We start from the raw sequence: 16,948 nt of genomic DNA on the forward strand, positions 1-16,948 counted from the left end.
GCCTGCGGGGTCGATGTCGCGCGCACGCTGTCCGGTCGTCCTCGCGGTCCTGGCGGGCCTGCTGTCCGCCTCCGCGCCGAGCGCGTACGCGGCGCCGTCCTCGTGGCGGATCATCGGCGGCACGAGCGTGCCGATCACCGCCCAGCCGCACCAGGTCGCGCTCGTCGTCACCGGGCGCACGCCGGATCTCGGCCAGTACTGCGGCGGCACGCTCGTCTCGCCGCGGATCGTCGTGACCGCCGCGCACTGCGTCGAGCTGCCCGGCTCCTCGACCTACCCGGGCGACGTGCAGGTGTTCGCCGGCCACGAGCGGCTGGACCAGCCCGCCTCCGGGCAGACGGTGGACGTGGCCCGCGTGTCGTTCTCCCCCGCCTGGGATCCCGTCTCCAACCGCAACGACGTCGCCGTGCTCGAGCTGGCACAGGACGTCGTCGACCCGCAGGCCCTCCCCGCCACGCCCGCCACCACCGCGGACGCCGCGCTGCTCGCCGCCGGGGCGGCGGTGACGACGAGCGGCTGGGGCAACACGGTCGCGAGCGGCACGCCCGCCTACCCGAACGACCTGCGCGCGGTCGGCCTGAACGCGATCGCCGACGCGACCTGCAACGCGCCGTCGAGCTACGCCGGGGCGGTCGACCCGGCCTCGATGGTCTGCGCGGGCGCCCCCGGCAAGGACTCCTGCCAGGGCGACTCCGGCGGCCCGCTCGTGTCCGGCACGGTCGGGTCGTTCCGGCTCGTCGGGATCGTCAGCTGGGGCGTCGGCTGCGCCTCCGCCTCGTTCCCCGGCGTGTACACCGACCTCACCGCCCCGGCGATCGACGGCTTCCTCGCGCAGCGCGCGACGCTGCCCAACCGCCCGGACTTCGCCAGCGCCACCGCCGCCGGGATCACGGGCACCGCCCGGGCGGGCGAGACGCTCACCTGCACCCACGACGCCGGGACCGGGACCGGGCCGCTGACCGTCTCCTACCTGTGGGCGCGCGCGGGTCGCACGATGTCCGAGGCGGACGTCGCGATCCCGGGCGCGACCGCCGCGACCTACGTGCCGGGCAGCGCCGACGTCGGCCGAAAGCTCTTCTGCCGCGTGCGCGTCACGAACGCGGGCGGCTACGCCGAGCGGTTCTCGGCCGACACCACGGAGATCCTCGCCGCGTCGACCGCCCCGGCGTCGGCCCCCGCCCCGCGGCCGGCGGACACCACGGCCACCCCGACGCCCACGCCCACGCCGACCCCGACGGCGACGCCGACGGCCGCGACGCCCACCACCTCGACGACCATCCCGCTGGTCGACCGCACGCCGCCGACCGCGACGCTGCGGCGCCGCTCGTGCACCACCGTCTCCTGCACGCTGACGCTGCGGATCACCGACCCGGCCGCGGTCGTGCCGCTGCGCTCCGTCACCGCCCGGGCGACCACGACGGCACGCCGCCGCTGCGGCGGCACGTCCCGGCCCCGGACCTGCCGCCGCACCGAGGCGCGCAGCGTGACCGTGCGCTTCCTCGGCGCCGACACCTACCGGCTGACCGCCCGCGGCCTGCGCCGCGGCGCGCGCTACCGCGTCACCGTGACGGCCACCGACGCCGCCAACAACCGCCGCATCCAGCACTTCACCGCGACCACGAGGAGGCGCTGATGGCGCCCGCGCAGTTCTCCGCCGAGTCCGACGACGACGGCCGCTTCGTCCGCCAGGTCAGCGCGTTCCGCGACCGCGTCACCGCCGACGGGTCGTCCGGCTACCCGGCTGCCGCCGGCCGGTACCACCTCTACGTCAGCCTCGCCTGCCCGTGGGCGCACCGGGCGGTCATCGTCCGCGAGCTGAAGGGCCTGCAGGACGCGATCGGAATGACGATCGTCGACCCGATCCGCGACGAGCTCGGCTGGCGCTTCCGCCCCGGCGCGGGCAGCGAGGCGCACCCCGCGCAGGCCGACCCGCTGCACGGCTGGGACTACCTCTCGCAGGGCTACACGCAGAGCGACGCCGCGTTCGTCGGCCGCGTCACCGTGCCGGTCCTGTGGGACACCGAGCGCGGCCGCATCGTCAACAACGAGTCCTCCGAGATCATCGAGATGCTCGCCCGCGAGTTCGACGCCGTCGCGGCGAACCCCGGGCTCGACCTGCTGCCCGACGACCTCCGCGAGGAGATGGGCCCGCTGAACGACCGCATCTACGAGTACGTCAACAACGGCGTGTACCGGTCCGGCTTCGCGGCGTCGCAGCACGCCTACGAGGAGGCGGTGCTCCCGCTCTTCGAGGTCCTCGACGAGCTCGACGCGCGGCTCGCCGACCGCCGCTACCTGCTGGGCGACCGGCTGACCCTCGCGGACATCCGGCTGTTCACGACGCTCGTGCGCTTCGACGCCGTCTACGTCGGCCACTTCAAGTGCAACGTCCGGCGGATCGCCGACTACGCGCACCTCTCGGGCTACCTGCGCGACCTGTACCAGACCCCCGGGATCGCGCCGACCGTCGACTTCGAGCACATCAAGCGCCACTACTACGAGACGCACGACTCGATCAACCCGACCGGGATCGTGCCGGTCGGGCCGGAGCTCGACCTCGACGCGCCGCACGGGCGCGGCTGATCAGCCGGGCAGGACGACCGTCACCACGGTCCCGCGGCCCGGCGTCGCGTCGAGCGTGAGCGTGCCGCCACGGCGGCGGACGCGGTCGCGCGCCGCCGCCAGGCCGATGTGCCCCTCCGCGAGCGCCGCCGCCGCCCGGTCGGGCGCCATGCCGCGGCCGTCGTCGGCGACCACGAGCACGTGGGCCCCGCGGCCGTCCGCGCCGAGCGTCACCGTGAGCCGCCGGGCCTGCGCGTGGCGGACGGCGTTCGTGACGAGCTCGCGCGCGAGACCGAGGACGAGGCCGCCGTCCGCGGCGGCCGCGACCGCCGGGTCGATCGCGCGGACGACGAGCAGCTCCGACTCGGACTCCGCCTCCCGCACGAGCGCCTCGAGCGCCGTCGCCAGCCCGCCCTGCGGCGCGCGGTCGACCTCCTGCCGCAGCGACGCGCGGTCGAGCTGCGCCTCGACCTCGGCGAGCGCGAGGCGCGCCCGCTGCGCGCCGTCGGCGCCGATCGCCGGGTCGGCGGCCTGCGCGGCCTCGTCGGCGTCCTGCCGGGCGGTCAGCAGCAGCTGCAGCGCGTCGTCGTGGAGGCGGCGCGCGACCGACCGCCGCACCGCCTCCTCGGAGGCGAGCAGCGACAGGAAGGCCTCGCGGCGGCACTCCAGGAGGACCGTGGCGAGCGCGATCGCCCGCTCGGTCGCGACGGCGAGCGCGACCGCGATGACGGCCGCGGCGCCATAGCCGATCACGAAGGCCTGGTCCCAGCCGATCACCGCCAGCGTGCCGAGGCCGAGCCCGGCGACGAACACCGCCACGATCCGTGGCGCGAAGATCGACGCGTAGACCGGCGCGAAGCCGACGACCAGCAGCAGCAGCTCGTCGCGGGCCGGCCCCGCGAGGGCGACCGCGGAGACGACCAGCGCCGCGTCGATCGCGGTCATGGCGATGCGGCCGCGCACGGGCAGCGGGCGGCGGGCGATCGCGATCTCCGAGGCGACGACGGCGACGAACCCGATCGCGGTGGGGATCCAGAACGAGGCGGCGCTGGTCCCGCAGATGAGCGCGATCACCGGCACGGCGAGGGCTCCGAGCCGTCGGGAGGCGCGCGCGGCGCTCGGGGTGCCGGGCGGCGGCGGGACCTCGCGTGCGGGCTCGTCCTCGAGGATCGCCGTCACGAGCCCGTCGCCGACGACCAGGACCGCGCCGGGCACGCCGAGCAGCCGCTCCCGCACCAGCGCCAGGCCGAGCTCGTCGAAGGCGGCGAGCGGCGCGCCGCGCACCGCGACCTCGAGGCCGCGGTCACCGGCCGCGACCGTGACCGTGAGGTCCGCCGCGGCGCTCCCGTGGGTCGTGATCGCGTCGAGCAGGTCGCGCACGAGCACGAGGACGAGGTCGTCGCGCTTCCCCTCGACGGCGTCGTCGACGCGCACCGCGATGGTGCGACCGGTCTGCGCGGCCCGTCGCGCAGCGACCGCGTCGACCGCGGCGCGCAGCGCGACCGGTCGCGCCGACAGCGCGTGCAGCTCGCTGACGAGGCCGCGGATGCGGCCGGCCGCCGAGCGCGTCAGCTCGGCCGCGCGCCCTGCGCCCCCGGGCAGGACGAGCGCGGTCCGGGCGGCGCGCACGTCGTCGAGCGCGCCGAGCCGCAGCTCGTCGGCGGCGCGGTCGCGCTCGCGGGCGGCGGCGCCGTCGTGCGCCTCCAGCAGCCGCTCGCGGACCTCCGCGAGCCGGCGCATCCGCCCGACGAGGCGGCGGCGGTCCCGCACGAGCGCCAGGCCGACGGCGGTCGACCACGCCCCGACGACGAGGTTGACCGCGAGGCCGCCGGGGTCGTCCAGGCCGGAGGGGATCAGCAGCGCGCCGCCGCCGACGCCGATCCCGACGACGACCGGCGCGCGGAACGCGAACGCCATCGCCAGCGGCAGGACGCCGAGCAGGAGCCGCATGCCGCTGTCCGCGCCGCCCGAGGCCGCGATCCCCGCGGCGACGATCGCGACGTCCACGGCGGCGAGCACCAGCGCCTCGCGGCGGCCGAGGCCGCGCCGGCTCATCCGCCGGTTCGTCGCGAGGATCCAGCAGATCGCGACGGCGCTGATCGCCAGCGCCGGCTCCCAGGCGACGTCGGCGGACGTGAGCCCGAGCGCGATGCCGGTCGGCAGGGCCGCGAGGCGGGCGAGGAGGAGGGCGCGCACGCCGAGTGCCCCGACCGCGTGACGGGGGTCCTCCCCGTCACGTAGCGCTCGAGGGGATCCATCCCCACCTGCCAAGGCTCCCGTGCCCATGCCCCTACCAATCTACGCCAGACCGGTGCGAGGCGGCAGACTGGGACCGTGCCCGCCCAGCTCCCCACCGGCGATCCCGCCCCGGCCGACGGTCGGCTGCCCGACCCGGCGCAGGACCGCGTGGGCGACCGTCCGCTCGGGATCTACGTGCACGTCCCGTTCTGCGCGGCGCGCTGCGGCTACTGCGACTTCAACACCTACACCCCGCGGGAGGCCGGGGGCGGCGACGCGACCGAGGCGTACGTCCGCGCGGCGATCGCCGAGACCCGACTGGCGGCGCAGGTGCTCGGCGAGCGCCGCCCACCGGCCCGGACCGTGCACGTCGGCGGCGGGACCCCGACGCTGCTGTCCCCCGCCCAGCTCGGGCGGATCCTCGACGCGGTTCGGGACGAGATCGGCGTCGCCGCCGACGCGGAGATCACGGTCGAGGCCAACCCCGAGAGCGTCGAGGCGGCCTCCCTCGCCGCGCTGCGGGAAGCGGGCGTCGACCGGATCTCGCTGGGGATGCAGTCGGCGGCGCCGCACGTCCTCGCCACCCTCGACCGCGCCCACACGCCGGGCCGCGCGGAGGCCGCCGCCCGGGAGGCGCGCGCCGCCGGCTTCACGGTCGTCGGGCTGGACCTGATCCTCGGGACGCCGGGCGAGACCGACGAGGACTGGGCGCGCACCGTCGACGCGGCGCTCGCCACCGGGCCGGACCGGCTGAGCGTGTACGCGCTCACCGTCGAGCCGGGCACCGCGCTCGCCGCGCGCGTGCGCCGGGGCGCGGTCCCCGCGCCGGACCCGGACGCCGCCGCCCGCCGCTACGAGCACGCCGACGCGGCGCTCGCGGCCGCCGGCCTGCACTGGTACGAGGTCGCGAACTGGTCGACCGGCCCCGCGACCCGCAGCACCCACAACCACGGGTACTGGATGGGCGACGACTGGTGGGGGATCGGCCCCGGCGCGCACAGCCACGTCGCCGGGGTGCGCTGGTGGAACGTGCTGCGGCCCGCGAGCCACGCGCGGGCCCTCGCGGAGGGGCGCTCGCCCGCGGCGGGCCGCGAGGTGCTCGACGAGGAGACCCGCCGGGTCGAGCGCGTGATGCTCGAGCTGCGCCTCGTCGAGGGCCTGCCCGCGTCGGTGCTGCGCCCCGCCGGGCGGGCCGCCGCGGAGCGGGCCGCCGCGGCCGGCCTGCTGGACGGGCGGGCGCTGCGCGAGCGCGACCGCTGCGTCCTGACGCTCTCCGGCCGGCTCGTCGCCGACGCGCTGACCCGCGACCTCGTCGACTGACGGCCCCCGAGTTCATCGGCCCGTTAGGGGTGAGGAGTACCGTCTGGACATGCTCTTCTCCCGCAAGCCCGCGACCATCCCCAGCGCGCAGGACGCCCTCCCGGGGCGCGACGCGGAGATGCCGGTCGCCGCCACCCATCTCGTCACCGGTGCGCCGCTGAAGCCGCCGTTCCCGCCCGGCACCGAGGTCGCCGTCGTCGGCATGGGCTGCTTCTGGGGCGCCGAGCGGATGTTCTGGCAGACGCCGGGCGTCCTCAGCACCGCGGTCGGCTACGCGGGCGGTCACACGCCCAACCCGACCTACCGCGAGGTCTGCTCCGGCCGGACCGGCCACACCGAGGTCGTGCTCGTCGCGTTCGACCCGCAGACGATCAGCTACGAGCAGGTCCTGAAGGTGTTCTGGGAGGGCCACGACCCGACCCAGGGCATGCGCCAGGGCAACGACGTCGGCACCCAATACCGGTCGGCGATCTACACGACCTCGCCCGAGCAGGAGCGCGTCGCGCTCGAGACGCGCGACCGGTTCCAGGCGGCGCTGCGCGCGGCCGGCCGCGACGCCGAGATCACCACGGAGATCGCCCCGGACCGCGGCTTCTACTACGCCGAGGACGAGCACCAGCAGTACCTCGCGAAGAACCCGAACGGCTACTGCGGTCTCGGCGGGACCGGCGTCTCGTGCCCGGTCGGGGTCGGCGTCAGCGCGTCCCCGGACGCGTCCGTCGCCTGACCCGCGGTCCGGCATGATGGGCGGTCGATGACCGCCCCGCTGTTCGTCCTCGGAGCGTCCGCCGACGGCGCCGACGTGCTCGCCGCCTCCCTGCGCGAGGTGGCGGGCGCCGCGCCCGTCGCGGTCTCCGACGTCGACGCGGACGGCGCCCGCGCGCTCGCGCGGACGCCGGGCGCCCGGCTCGTCGCGCCGTCGCCGTGGCTGGCCCGCACCGGCGCGGGCGAGGGTCCCTGGACGGCCGTGGACCTCGCCGCGCTGCTCGCCGCCCCGGCCGACGGGATGCGCGCGCTGTGCGCCGCCCTCGGGATCGCCTACGACCAGGCGGCGCTCGGCCCGGTCGAGGACGCCGCGCGGCTCGCCGCCGGCCGCGACGGCGACACCGCGTTCGCCAGCACGTACACCCCGTCGATGGCCGCGGCGCTGCGCGCGCTCGGCGGGGCGCTCCTCGTCTCGACCTACCAGTCTGGACGGCTCGTCTGCCTGCGGGCCACCGACGACGGCCTCAACACGCACTTCCGCCCGGTCGACAAGCCGATGGGGATCGCGGTCGGCCCCGGGCGCTTCTCGCTCGGCACGCGGACCGAGATCTGGGACCTGCGCGACGTGCCGGGCATCGCCGCGCACCTCGACCCTCCCGGCGCGCACGACGCGTGCTTCCTCCCCCGCCACCGGCACGTCACCGGGGACGTCGCGGTCCACGAGATGGGGTTCGCGGGCGGCGAGCTGTGGCTCGTCGCGACCGCGTTCTCGTGTCTCGCCACGCTCGACGCGGACCACAGCATCGTGCCGCGCTGGACGCCGCCGTGGATCAGCGCGGTGGCCGCCGGCGATCGCTGCCACCTCAACGGGATGTGCGTCGTCGACGACCGTGTCCGCTACGTCACGGCGCTGGGGCGCACGGACGAGCCCCGTGGCTGGCACGCCGGGAAGGCGACCGGCGGGGTCCTCTACGACGTCGTCGCCGAGGAGGTCGTGGCGGCCGGGCTGTCGATGCCGCACTCGCCGCGCGTGTGGGACGACCGGCTGTGGGTGCTCCAGTCCGGCCTCGGGGCGCTCGGCGTCGTGGACCCGGCCGACGGGACGGTGGAGGTCGTCTGCGAGCTGCCCGGCTTCACGCGCGGGCTGACGATCGTCGGCGGCTACGCGTTCGTCGGGCTGTCGCAGATCCGCGAGACCTCCACGTTCGGCGACCTGCCGGTCGTGCAGCGGCTCGACGAGCGCCAGAGCGGGGTGTGGATGGTCGACCTGCGCAGCGGCGCGATCGCCGGGTTCCTGCGCTTCGAGGATCTCGTCCAGGAGGTCTTCGACGTGGCGCTCCTGCCCGGGACCCGCTACCCGGAGATCGCGGACCCGTCGAGCACCGCGGTGGCGCGCACGGTCCAGCTGCCCTGAGCCGGGCCCGCAGGCCCTAAAACGCGACAGTCGGTGCACTAGTTGTCGCAGCTCGGTAAGGTGCCCGACGCAGGTCCAGGTCCAGCCCCTTCCTCACGAGGTCCCCATGTCGCAGCGCTCGGTCCGCCGTGCCCATCGGCGTCGTCTCGACGCCGCCACCCGTCGCGAGGCGCGCCTGCGCCGCGCCGGCCTCACCGCGGGCGTCGTCCTCGGCGCCGCCGCCGTCACCGCCCCGGCCGCCCACGCCGACACGTTCGTGGTGACCTCCACCGCGGACCCGGCCCGCTGGGTCGGCGGCGAGCGCACGCAGCGCGCCGCCGAGGACGAGCTGACCCTGCGCGACGCGATCATGCGGGCCAACGGCACCGACGGCCCCGACACGATCACGTTCGCCAGCGGCCTCTCCGGCACCATCCGGCTGCAGTCGGGTCCCCTCACCGTCCGGCCCGGCGGCCTCACGATCACCGGCCCCGGCTCGCAGGTCCTCACGATCAGCGGCGACGCCGACGCCGACGGCGAGGCCTCGCCGGGGGACACGTCGCTCTTCACGATCACCGCGGACGCCGCGCTGGAGCTCAGCGGCATCACCGGCTCGCACGGGCGCTCGGGCGACTCGCGCTTCAAGTACGCCGGGGCGATCACGGTCGAGCCCGACGCGACGCTCGACCTCCACGACGCCGCGCTGACGCAGAACGGACGTTTCACGTCGCAGTCCGGGCCGCAGGAGTTCACGATCGGCGGGGCGATCCTCACCGGGGGCCGGACGACCGTCACGCGGACGACCTTCTCCGGCAACAGCGGCCTCTTCGGCGGCGCGATCGCGCAGCTGCCCTCGACCGAGGACGCACAGCGACCGTCCTCGCTGACGATCACCGACTCGAGCTTCTCGGGCAACGCCGGCTTCGTCGGCGGCGCGGTCGCCAGCATCGGCGCGGCGATCAAGTACGCGCCGGACGACCAGCAGCGCGCCGCCCCGCTGACCGTCACGACCTCGACGTTCACCGGCAACCAGGCGCAGACCGGCGGGGCGATCCTCGCGGCACCCGCCCCCGACAGCGACGACCTCGCCATCACCGACAGCACCTTCAGCGCGAACACCGCCGACCTGGGCGGCGCGGTCGCCGTCCAGGCCGGGAGCGCCTCGGGCCCGTCCGGCGGGCTTCCCGGTGGCGGCGGGACGCTCGACCGCAACACGTTCGTCGACAACACCGCCACCGACCTCGGCGGTGGCGTCGCGATCTCCGGCGCGGCCGACTCGGCCCTCGCGCTCACCCGCTCGACGTTCACCGGCAACCAGGCGGGCCGCGGCGGCGCGATCGCGATCCCGGCCCAGACACCCGGCCCGGCGCCCATGGCCCGTGCCGCGGCCTCGACCACCGGGGTGGCGCTCGACGCGCTCACGGTCACCGGCAACCGCGCGACCGAGCGCGGCGGTGGCATCTACCTGGCCCCCACGCAGGTGCCGACGCAGGACGGCACCACGAGCGCGCCCGGCACCCAGGTGCTGTCGAGCTCGATCGTCGCCGGGAACGTCGTCGTCGAGCCGCTGGAGCAGCGCGCGGGCCGCGCCCCCGGCGACACCACGCCCGACGACCTCGGGCAGGAGCCGGCCGGCGGCCCCGGCGACGGGTTCGCGCTGCGCCACAGCCTCGTGCAGGCGCCGATCGCCGCCGCCTACACGACCGACCCGGCGGCCCCGAGCCTGCTCGGCGTCGACCCGAAGCTCGGCGCGCTCGCCCCGGCCGGCGGACCCACCGCGACGATCCTGCCCGCCGCCGACAGCCCCGTGATCGACGCGGGCCGCGCCGCACCCGGGATCACCAGCGACCAGCGCGGCGCGCCTCGGCCCGCCGACCAGCCCGGCGTCGCCGACGCGGTCGGCGGTGACGGCAGCGACATCGGCGCGGTCGAGCTGCCCGCGCCCGGGACGCCCCCGGCCCCGCCGAGCCCGCAGCCGCAGCCGGCCGCCCCGGCCGCCCCGGTGCCGCCCGCGACCATCCCGACCACCCCCGCCGGGACGACCGCGGTCGCGCCGCCCGCGCCGTTCAGCCGGCCCGGGGTGCTCCCGGCACGGACCCGGCAGCCGATCACCCTGCGCGGCACCGCGGGGCGCGGCACGTCCAAGGTGCGCGTCTCGGTCGCCCGCAAGGTCGGCAAGCGGTGCCGGTTCCTCCTGCCCGGCGGGACGTTCTCCGCGACCCGCGACTGCCGCCGCACGCTCTACGTCACCGCGCAGGGCACGACCTCGTGGCGGCTGACGCTGCCGAAGCTGCCGAAGGGCCGCTACACGGTCTGGTCGCGCGCGATCGTCCAGGGCAAGCTCGTCGAGCGCAAGAAGACCAGCCGCAACTTCCGTCGCTTCGAGGTCAGGTAGCGCGCGGCGGGTCGGGCGCGAGCGCGCCCGCGAACCAGCGGACCCGCAGCTCCCCACCGGGGCTGCGGGTCACGTACGACATCGGGATCCGCGGCCACACCGCCTCGCGGTGCGCGGCGCGCAGCCCGTCGTTCTGCAGCCGGAACGCGATCCCGGCGCCGCGCCGGTCGCGGCCGTCCTGCCAGCGCGCCTCGAGCAGCTCGACCGTCGTGCGCAGCAGGCCCTCGGCGACCGTGGACCGGCGGTGACGGACCCCGACGTAGGTCCGGTAGAACCACAGGTCGGCGCGCAGCTGCGGGTCCTCGTGCAGGTGGACCGTGCAGACCGCGGCGAGCTCGCCCGCGGACGTGACTGCGACGTGCAGGACCTCGGGCAGCCGCGCCTGCGCCTGCGCGGCGTCCAGGGCGCCTTCCCCGACCCAGAGATCGAGCACGTCCTGCGGGCCGACCTGCGGATGGCCCTCCAGGGGCAGGTACGTGCAGGGCCCGGTCACGACGGGGGCTCCGGGGCGAGCGCGCCGTCGAACCAGTGGACGCGCAGGTCCTGCCCGGCGACGTTGCGCGCGTAGAAGCGAAAGCCCATGGTCGGCCAGACCGCCATCGGGAACGCGCGCGCGAGCTCCTCGTTCTCGAGCTGGAACAGCACGCCGGAGCCGCGCGTGTCCGCCCCCTCGGCGAAGCGGCGGGCGAGCACCTCGCGCGAGCGCACCCCCAGCCAGTAGCCGACGGCGCTGCCGCGGTGCGCCGCTCCGACGAGGCCGCGCACCCACCACATCGTCGCGCCGAGCTGCGGCTCGCGCTCCAGGTACGCGGTCGTCACGCCGGCGAGCGTGCCGTCGGGGGCGCGGGCGACGAGCAGCAACTCGTGGACGCGCTCCTCGCGCTCCTGCGGGCTCAGCACGCCCTCCGCCTCCCAGAAGGCGACAACGTCGGCGGCGGCGATCTCGTCCTGCCCCTCGAACGGCTCGACCCGGTAGCCGTCGGCCAGGCGCCACGGCCCGATCCTCACGTGGTCACCGGCGGGCGCAGCAGCGCCCCCTCGAAGTACGCGACGCGCACCTGACGGCGGTCGCCGAGGTAGCCGACGTAGAGCATCGGCGGGTCCTCCCACTGCGCCTGCGGTCGGCGGCGCATCTCGGCGCGGTCGGCGATCAGCAGGCAGAGGCCGATCGGCTCCCCGTCCCGGCCGGGCTCGTGCTCGGCGTCGAGGGCGGCGTAGGTGGCGCTCAGCAGCCGGTCGGCCTCCTCGGGCAGCAGGCCGGTCGCGGCGGCCGCGTAGAGGTAGAGGTCCTGCCCGCCCACGAGCTCGACCCGTGCCGGACGGACCGCGGTCGCGGCGCGCACCCCGTCCGGACCGTCCTCGAGCACGAGCACGACCCGCTCGCCCGCCAGGCCGAGCCGCTCGAGCACCGGGCCGTCCTGCGGCCGTGGGGGGCGGATCGTCGCCGGGGGAGCCATGGTGCAGACGCTACTGCGTCGCGCCCGGATCTCGGACGCGGGTCGCAGATGACCGCCGGACCGGCTAGGGTTCCCGGCCTTCCGGGCCGTCATGGTCCCCCTACGTCAGCACAGAGGTCCAGATGTCCAACCGTTCCGTGCGCCGGGCCCATCGGCGCCGCGTCCTGTCCGCCGCCAAGCGCGAGCAGCGCCTGCGCCGCGCCGGCCTGATCGCCGGCGGCGTCGCCGGCGCGTCCGCCGTCGCCGCCTCCGGGGCGCACGCGGCCACGTTCGTGGTCACCACCACCGCGGACCGCAAGCCGGCGATCGAGACCCGGCAGGCGCCGGGCGACGAGCTGACCCTGCGCTCCGCCGTCGAGCAGGCCAACGCCACCGACGGTCCCGACACGATCACGTTCGCCAGCGGCCTGACCGGCACGATCCGCCTCGTCGGCGGCCAGCTCGACGTCGCTCCCGGCGGGCTGACGATCACCGGTCCCGGCAGCCAGCTGCTGTCGATCAGCGGCGACAGCGACGGCAGCGGCACGACCGGCCAGGGCGACACGCGGATCCTCGAGGTGTCGCCCGACGCGACGCTGGCGCTCAGCGGCCTGACGCTCACGCGCGGCTGGGTGAACGACCCCAGCAAGTACGGCGGCGGCGACGGCGGCGGCGCCATCCTCGTGCGGGCGGGCGCGACGCTCGATCTGCGCGACGCGGCGCTCACGGCGAACAGCACCACCGGCACGGGCGGCGCGATCGCGGCGGGCGGGACGACCACGGTCGCCCGCACGACCTTCCAGGGCAACGGCGCGACCGGCCCCGGCGGCGCCATCGCGCAGTTCGTCCCCGGATCGGACTTCGGCCCGGACGCCGTGGTCGGCGCCCTGACCATCGAGGACTCCGCGTTCAGCGGCAACGCCAGCGCGTTCTCCGGCGGCGCCGTCGCGCGCTCGAAGTACGGCCGCAACCAGACACAGGCCCCGCTGACGATCCGCGGGTCGCGCTTCGCCGCGAACACCGCCGGGGTCTCGGGCGGCGCGGTCGGCGTCAACCGCGTCGACGACACGACCCCGCTGACGGTCACGACGTCGACCTTCGCCGACAACACGGCCGGGGACGACGACACCGACGGCACGGGCGGTGGCCTCCTCGTCGGCCTCGTCCGCGAGGGCGCGACGGCGACCGTCGACCGCTCCACCTTCTCCGGGAACGTCGCCGGCAGCGGCGGCGGCCTCACCGTCCTCGCCGAGGCGGCGGCGGACGCGAACGTGACCCGGTCGACCTTCACCGGCAACCGCGCCGGGCAGGGTGCCGCGATCGGGATCCAGGACCCGCAGCTGCGCGCGCGCCGCGGGACCCGCGCGGCGGCCCCGACCGACACGGGCGTCACCCTCGACGCGCTGACGATCGCGGGCAACACCGCCACCGACGCGGACGGCGGCGCCGTGCGCCTCGACGCGCGGCCGGCGGAGGACCCGCAGACCCAGCAGGAGATCCTCGTCGCGCCGACGCAGGTGCTGCGCTCGTCGATCGTGGCCGGCAACACCACCAACGGCGCCCCCGGCGACCTCGGCATCGCCCCCGGCACCCAGGACACGCCGGGCACCGGCTTCGTGCTCCAGCACAGCCTCGTGCAGGTCCCGGGCACCGCGCGGGTGCGCACCGACGCCGCGCGTCCGAGCCTGATCGGCGTCGACCCGCAGCTCGGCGCGCTCGCCGACAACGGCGGCCCGACCGCCACGCAGCTGCCGTCCGCGACGAGCCCGGCACTGGACGCCGGCAGCGCCGCGCCGGGCGTGACCGCCGACCAGCGCGGCGCCGCCCGCACCGTCGACCTCGCCGACGTCGCCAACGCGACGGGCGGCGACGGCACCGACATCGGCGCCGTCGAGCGCGACGCGCCGCCGGCGCCCGCGCCGCAGCCGCAGCCCGCCGCCCCGGCGGCAGCGGTCCCGGCCGCCGTGCCGCCCGCGCCGACGACCCCGGCGGGCTCGACGGCGATCGCCCTCCCGCAGCCGATCAGCCGGCCCGCGGTCGTCCGCGCACCGCGCCAGCCGATCACGATCCGCGGCACCGCCGGGCGCGGCACCACGAAGGTGCGCGTGTCCGTCGCCCGCAAGGTCGGGTCGAAGTGCCGCTTCCTGCGGCCCGACCAGCGGTTCTCGGCGCTGCGCGACTGCCGTCGCACGCTCTACGTCACCGCCGAGGGCACGCGGACCTGGCGGCTCGCGCTGCCGGTGCTGGCGAAGGGCCGCTACACGATCTGGTCGCGCGCGATCGTCGCGGGCCGGCTCGTCGAGGCGAAGAAGACGACGCAGAACTTCCGGCGCTTCGAGATCGAGTAGCCCGGCTCCGAGGAAGCTCCCAGGTCACCGCCCTAGACTTGGCGCGGTGACCTGGCTTCTCACCGGCGGCGCCGGCTACATCGGCTCGCACATCATCCTCGCCCTCCAGCGGGCGGGGAAGGACGTCGTCGTCCTCGACGACCTCTCCACCGGATACCGCGCCTTCGTGCCCGAGGACGTGCCGCTCGTGGAGGGCTCGGTCACCGACCGCGCCGCCGTCGACCGGGCCCTGGACCACGACGTCACGGGCATCGTGCATCTCGCCGGCTGGAAGTACGCGGGCGTGTCCGTCGACCGGCCGCTGCACTTCTACCGCGAGAACGTCACCGGCATGCAGGTGCTGCTCGAGGCGGTCGCCGACCGCGGCATCGAGCGGTTCGTGTTCTCCTCGAGCTCCTCGGTCTACGGCACGCCGGCGGAGGAGATCGTCGACGAGGACGCGGTCGTCGGTCGCCCCGAGAGCCCGTACGGGGAGTCGAAGCTCATCAGCGAGTGGCTGCTGCGCGACGTCGCGCACGTGACCCCGGGCCTGCGTCACACGTCGCTGCGGTACTTCAACGTCGTCGGCTCCGGTCCGCCGCACCTCGCCGACCACAGCCCGTACAACCTCTTCCCGCTCGTGCTCGGCGCGGTCGCCGAGGGCCGGCGTCCCGCCGTGTTCGGGACCGACTACCCGACGCGCGACGGCTCCTGCATCCGCGACTACGTCCACGTCGTCGACCTGGCCGACGCGCACGTCGCCGCCGCGTCGCGGCTCGACGACGGGCTGCCGTGCGGGCAGGCCTACAACGTCGGCCGTGGCGAGGGCGTCAGCGTCCTGGAGATCATGGACACCGTGCGGCGGGTCACCGGGATCGACTTCGAGCCCGAGCGGCACGAGCGGCGCCCGGGGGATCCCGCGCGGATCGTCGGCAGCACCGCGCGGATCGAGCGGGACTTCGGCTGGCGCGCCACGCACGGGCTCGACGAGATGGTCGCGAGCGCGTGGGCGGCGGTCAGCGCCGCGCGAACGTGACCTTCCAGTTGTAGGGGACCGCCCGGGTCCACACGGCGTCGTACCCGGCCTCGCGCATCCGCGCGACCTCGGCGAGCGCGACCGCGGGCGCGACGGGCGTCGCGAACTCGACGGTCACGACACGCACGTCGAGGCCCGACCGCCGGACGTCCGCCAGGATCGCGTACTCGCTGCCCTCCGCGGAGACCTTCAGCAGGTCGACGCGGTCGTGACCGCGCTGCGCCATCAGCGTCGAGAGCCGGCACGCGGGGGCGGTGAACGCCACCGGGGTGCCGTGCATGTCGGTCGCGGAGTGGCTGATGTAGCCGGCGACACGGGGCGCGTGGAAGTCGAGCGTCGTGTCCTCGTCCCACAGCGCGACCGGCAGGAACTCGTGGCGCGGCTCGTCGGCGGCGGCGCGCGCGACGAACGCGGCCGCGTCGGGCACCGGGTCGAGCGCCAGGACGCGGCAGCCGAACCGCTCGATCAGCGCGAGGTCGAAGCTGATGTCGGTGCCCGTGCCGCAGAGGACGACGACGCTGTCCGGGCCCAGGCCGCCGGTCGGCACGACGTAGCCGCCGTAGCCGGGGTCCGCGATCGTCGCCGCGTCGGGGCGCGGGCGGACCTCGAGCGCACGGCGGAACCGGCGCGACTGGACGCGCAGCACGACGGCGTCACGCAGACGGGGGAGCAGGCTCGGCATCGGGCCGGGACCGTACCGCAGGCCGCCCGCGCAGCCCGTACCCTCGGCGGCCGCATGCTCGTCCTCCTGCCGCCCTCCGAGGGCAAGACCGCCCCGGCCGACGGGGCGCCCGTCGACCTCGCCGCGCTCGTCCACGACGCCGAGCTCGGGCCCGTGCGGGCACGGGTGCTCGACGCGCTCGTGCGGCTCTGCGCGGGCCGCTCGCGCAGCCGCGCGCTCGACCTGCTCGGCCTCTCCCCCGGCCTCGCCGGGGAGCTCGACCGCAACGCCACCCTGCGCGACGCGCCCGCGGGCCCGGCGGCCGACGTGTACAGCGGCGTGCTCTACCAGCACCTCGACCTCGGCTCGCTGACCCCGCGCGCCCGCGAGCGCGCAGCCGAGCGGGTGCTCGTCGCCAGCGCACTGTGGGGCGTCGTGCGGCTCGAGGACCGCATCCCCGCCTACCGCCTGTCGATCGGCGCGACGGTGCCCGCGCTGCGGCGCACGCTCGCCGCCACCTGGAAGCCCGCGCTGACGGCGGCGCTCCCCCCGGACGACCTCGTGGTCGACTGCCGCTCGGGCGGCTATGCGGCCGCGTGGAAGCCGGCGGGCGGCACGCTCGTGGCGGTGCGCGCGTTCTCGCAGGCCGCCGACGGGACCCGCAAGCCGATCAGCCACATGGCGAAGGCGACGCGCGGCGACGTCGCCCGGCTCGTCGCGCAGGCGCGGACCGATCCCCGCAGCCCCGAGGACCTCGCGACGCTCGTCGAGCGCTCGGGGCGCACGGTCGAGCTCGCGCGGACCGGCAGGCCGGGGACGGGGGGCGTCGCGACGTGGACGCTCGACGTCATCGAGACCGCCTGAGCGGCCCGGCC

Annotated in this window: 14 protein-coding genes; 9 read left to right on the forward strand and 5 right to left on the reverse strand. The window is 76.4% G+C overall.

Annotation, left to right across the window (positions count from 1 at the left end; genetic code table 11):
- The first annotated feature begins 13 nt into the window (after positions 1-13).
- Both GKE82_RS10705 and GKE82_RS10710 read left to right on the forward strand, forming a co-directional pair.
- Positions 14-1,633, forward strand: a complete 1,620-nt coding sequence (locus tag GKE82_RS10705) for a serine protease (RefSeq protein WP_154733262.1) — start codon at positions 14-16, stop codon at positions 1,631-1,633.
- Positions 1,633-2,583 carry a glutathione S-transferase family protein gene (locus tag GKE82_RS10710; protein WP_107566929.1) on the forward strand — a complete coding sequence of 317 codons (951 nt, stop codon included), beginning with the start codon at positions 1,633-1,635 and terminating at the stop codon, positions 2,581-2,583. The genes GKE82_RS10705 and GKE82_RS10710 overlap by 1 nt, the downstream gene beginning before the upstream one ends.
- Here GKE82_RS10710 and GKE82_RS30720 read toward each other — a convergent pair whose 3' ends face one another.
- The gene (locus GKE82_RS30720) at positions 2,584-4,758 is read right to left on the reverse strand and encodes a sensor histidine kinase (RefSeq protein WP_154733263.1); all 2,175 of its coding nucleotides are present in this window, start codon (positions 4,756-4,758) and stop codon (positions 2,584-2,586) included.
- Between the two features lie 138 nt (positions 4,759-4,896).
- Between GKE82_RS30720 and hemW the strand changes: the two genes are divergently transcribed.
- The 4 genes from hemW (at position 4,897) to GKE82_RS10735 (ending at position 10,613) form a co-directional block, all read left to right on the forward strand.
- Positions 4,897-6,120: a radical SAM family heme chaperone HemW gene (gene hemW / locus GKE82_RS10720; RefSeq protein WP_309233540.1), complete on the forward strand. Its 1,224-nt coding sequence runs from the start codon at positions 4,897-4,899 to the stop codon at positions 6,118-6,120.
- A 49-nt stretch (positions 6,121-6,169) separates the two neighbouring features.
- On the forward strand, positions 6,170-6,847 hold the full coding sequence (gene msrA, locus GKE82_RS10725; protein WP_107566932.1) for a peptide-methionine (S)-S-oxide reductase MsrA: 678 nt from the start codon (positions 6,170-6,172) through the stop codon (positions 6,845-6,847).
- A 27-nt stretch (positions 6,848-6,874) separates the two neighbouring features.
- Complete coding sequence (locus tag GKE82_RS10730) at positions 6,875-8,239, forward strand: TIGR03032 family protein (protein ID WP_154733264.1); 1,365 nt, start codon at positions 6,875-6,877, stop codon at positions 8,237-8,239.
- Positions 8,240-8,345: 106 nt separating this feature from the next.
- A complete protein-coding gene (locus tag GKE82_RS10735; protein WP_154733265.1) occupies positions 8,346-10,613 on the forward strand; it encodes a choice-of-anchor Q domain-containing protein in 2,268 nt (755 codons plus the stop codon).
- On the opposite strand, the gene GKE82_RS10740 is transcribed toward GKE82_RS10735, so the two are convergent.
- From GKE82_RS10740 to GKE82_RS10750, 3 genes are read right to left on the reverse strand one after another with little or no spacing between them, the layout of a single operon-like run.
- Positions 10,606-11,106 carry a hypothetical protein gene (locus tag GKE82_RS10740; RefSeq protein WP_154733266.1) on the reverse strand — a complete coding sequence of 167 codons (501 nt, stop codon included), beginning with the start codon at positions 11,104-11,106 and terminating at the stop codon, positions 10,606-10,608. The two genes, GKE82_RS10735 and GKE82_RS10740, sit on opposite strands and share 8 nt — an antisense overlap.
- On the reverse strand, positions 11,103-11,621 hold the full coding sequence (locus GKE82_RS10745) for a hypothetical protein (RefSeq protein ID WP_154733267.1): 519 nt from the start codon (positions 11,619-11,621) through the stop codon (positions 11,103-11,105). The genes GKE82_RS10740 and GKE82_RS10745 overlap by 4 nt, the downstream gene beginning before the upstream one ends.
- Positions 11,618-12,070, reverse strand: a complete 453-nt coding sequence (locus GKE82_RS10750) for a hypothetical protein (protein ID WP_107566937.1) — start codon at positions 12,068-12,070, stop codon at positions 11,618-11,620. The genes GKE82_RS10745 and GKE82_RS10750 overlap by 4 nt, the downstream gene beginning before the upstream one ends.
- Positions 12,071-12,192: 122 nt before the next feature.
- Here GKE82_RS10750 and GKE82_RS10755 point away from each other — a divergent pair, with 122 nt between their 5' ends.
- On the forward strand, positions 12,193-14,397 hold the full coding sequence (locus GKE82_RS10755; protein WP_154733268.1) for a choice-of-anchor Q domain-containing protein: 2,205 nt from the start codon (positions 12,193-12,195) through the stop codon (positions 14,395-14,397).
- A 46-nt stretch (positions 14,398-14,443) separates the two neighbouring features.
- Positions 14,444-15,412, forward strand: a complete 969-nt coding sequence (gene galE / locus GKE82_RS10760) for a UDP-glucose 4-epimerase GalE (RefSeq protein ID WP_309233541.1) — start codon at positions 14,444-14,446, stop codon at positions 15,410-15,412.
- On the opposite strand, the gene GKE82_RS10765 is transcribed toward galE, so the two are convergent.
- Positions 15,393-16,094 carry an FkbM family methyltransferase gene (locus GKE82_RS10765; RefSeq protein WP_154733269.1) on the reverse strand — a complete coding sequence of 234 codons (702 nt, stop codon included), beginning with the start codon at positions 16,092-16,094 and terminating at the stop codon, positions 15,393-15,395. The genes galE and GKE82_RS10765 overlap by 20 nt on opposite strands.
- Before the next feature lie 54 nt (positions 16,095-16,148).
- Between GKE82_RS10765 and GKE82_RS10770 the strand changes: the two genes are divergently transcribed.
- A complete protein-coding gene (locus GKE82_RS10770; RefSeq protein WP_154733270.1) occupies positions 16,149-16,937 on the forward strand; it encodes a YaaA family protein in 789 nt (262 codons plus the stop codon).
- Positions 16,938-16,948 lie beyond the last annotated feature (11 nt).

It is taken from the genome of Conexibacter sp. W3-3-2, assembly GCF_009707605.1.
Taxonomy (GTDB): domain Bacteria; phylum Actinomycetota; class Thermoleophilia; order Solirubrobacterales; family Solirubrobacteraceae; genus Paraconexibacter; species Paraconexibacter algicola.

Bases quoted from the DNA above. Each gene is read 5' to 3' on its own strand.
- GKE82_RS10705 (WP_154733262.1), top strand. From the start codon at position 14: ATGTCGCGCGCACGCTGTCCGGTCGTCCTCGCGGTCCTGGCGGGCCTG.
- GKE82_RS10710 (WP_107566929.1), top strand. From the start codon at position 1,633: ATGGCGCCCGCGCAGTTCTCCGCCGAGTCCGACGACGACGGCCGCTTC.
- msrA (WP_107566932.1), top strand. From the start codon at position 6,170: ATGCTCTTCTCCCGCAAGCCCGCGACCATCCCCAGCGCGCAGGACGCC.
- GKE82_RS10730 (WP_154733264.1), top strand. From the start codon at position 6,875: ATGACCGCCCCGCTGTTCGTCCTCGGAGCGTCCGCCGACGGCGCCGAC.
- GKE82_RS10735 (WP_154733265.1), top strand. From the start codon at position 8,346: ATGTCGCAGCGCTCGGTCCGCCGTGCCCATCGGCGTCGTCTCGACGCC.
- GKE82_RS10750 (WP_107566937.1), bottom strand. From the start codon at position 12,070: ATGGCTCCCCCGGCGACGATCCGCCCCCCACGGCCGCAGGACGGCCCG.
- GKE82_RS10755 (WP_154733268.1), top strand. From the start codon at position 12,193: ATGTCCAACCGTTCCGTGCGCCGGGCCCATCGGCGCCGCGTCCTGTCC.
- GKE82_RS10765 (WP_154733269.1), bottom strand. From the start codon at position 16,094: ATGCCGAGCCTGCTCCCCCGTCTGCGTGACGCCGTCGTGCTGCGCGTC.
- GKE82_RS10770 (WP_154733270.1), top strand. From the start codon at position 16,149: ATGCTCGTCCTCCTGCCGCCCTCCGAGGGCAAGACCGCCCCGGCCGAC.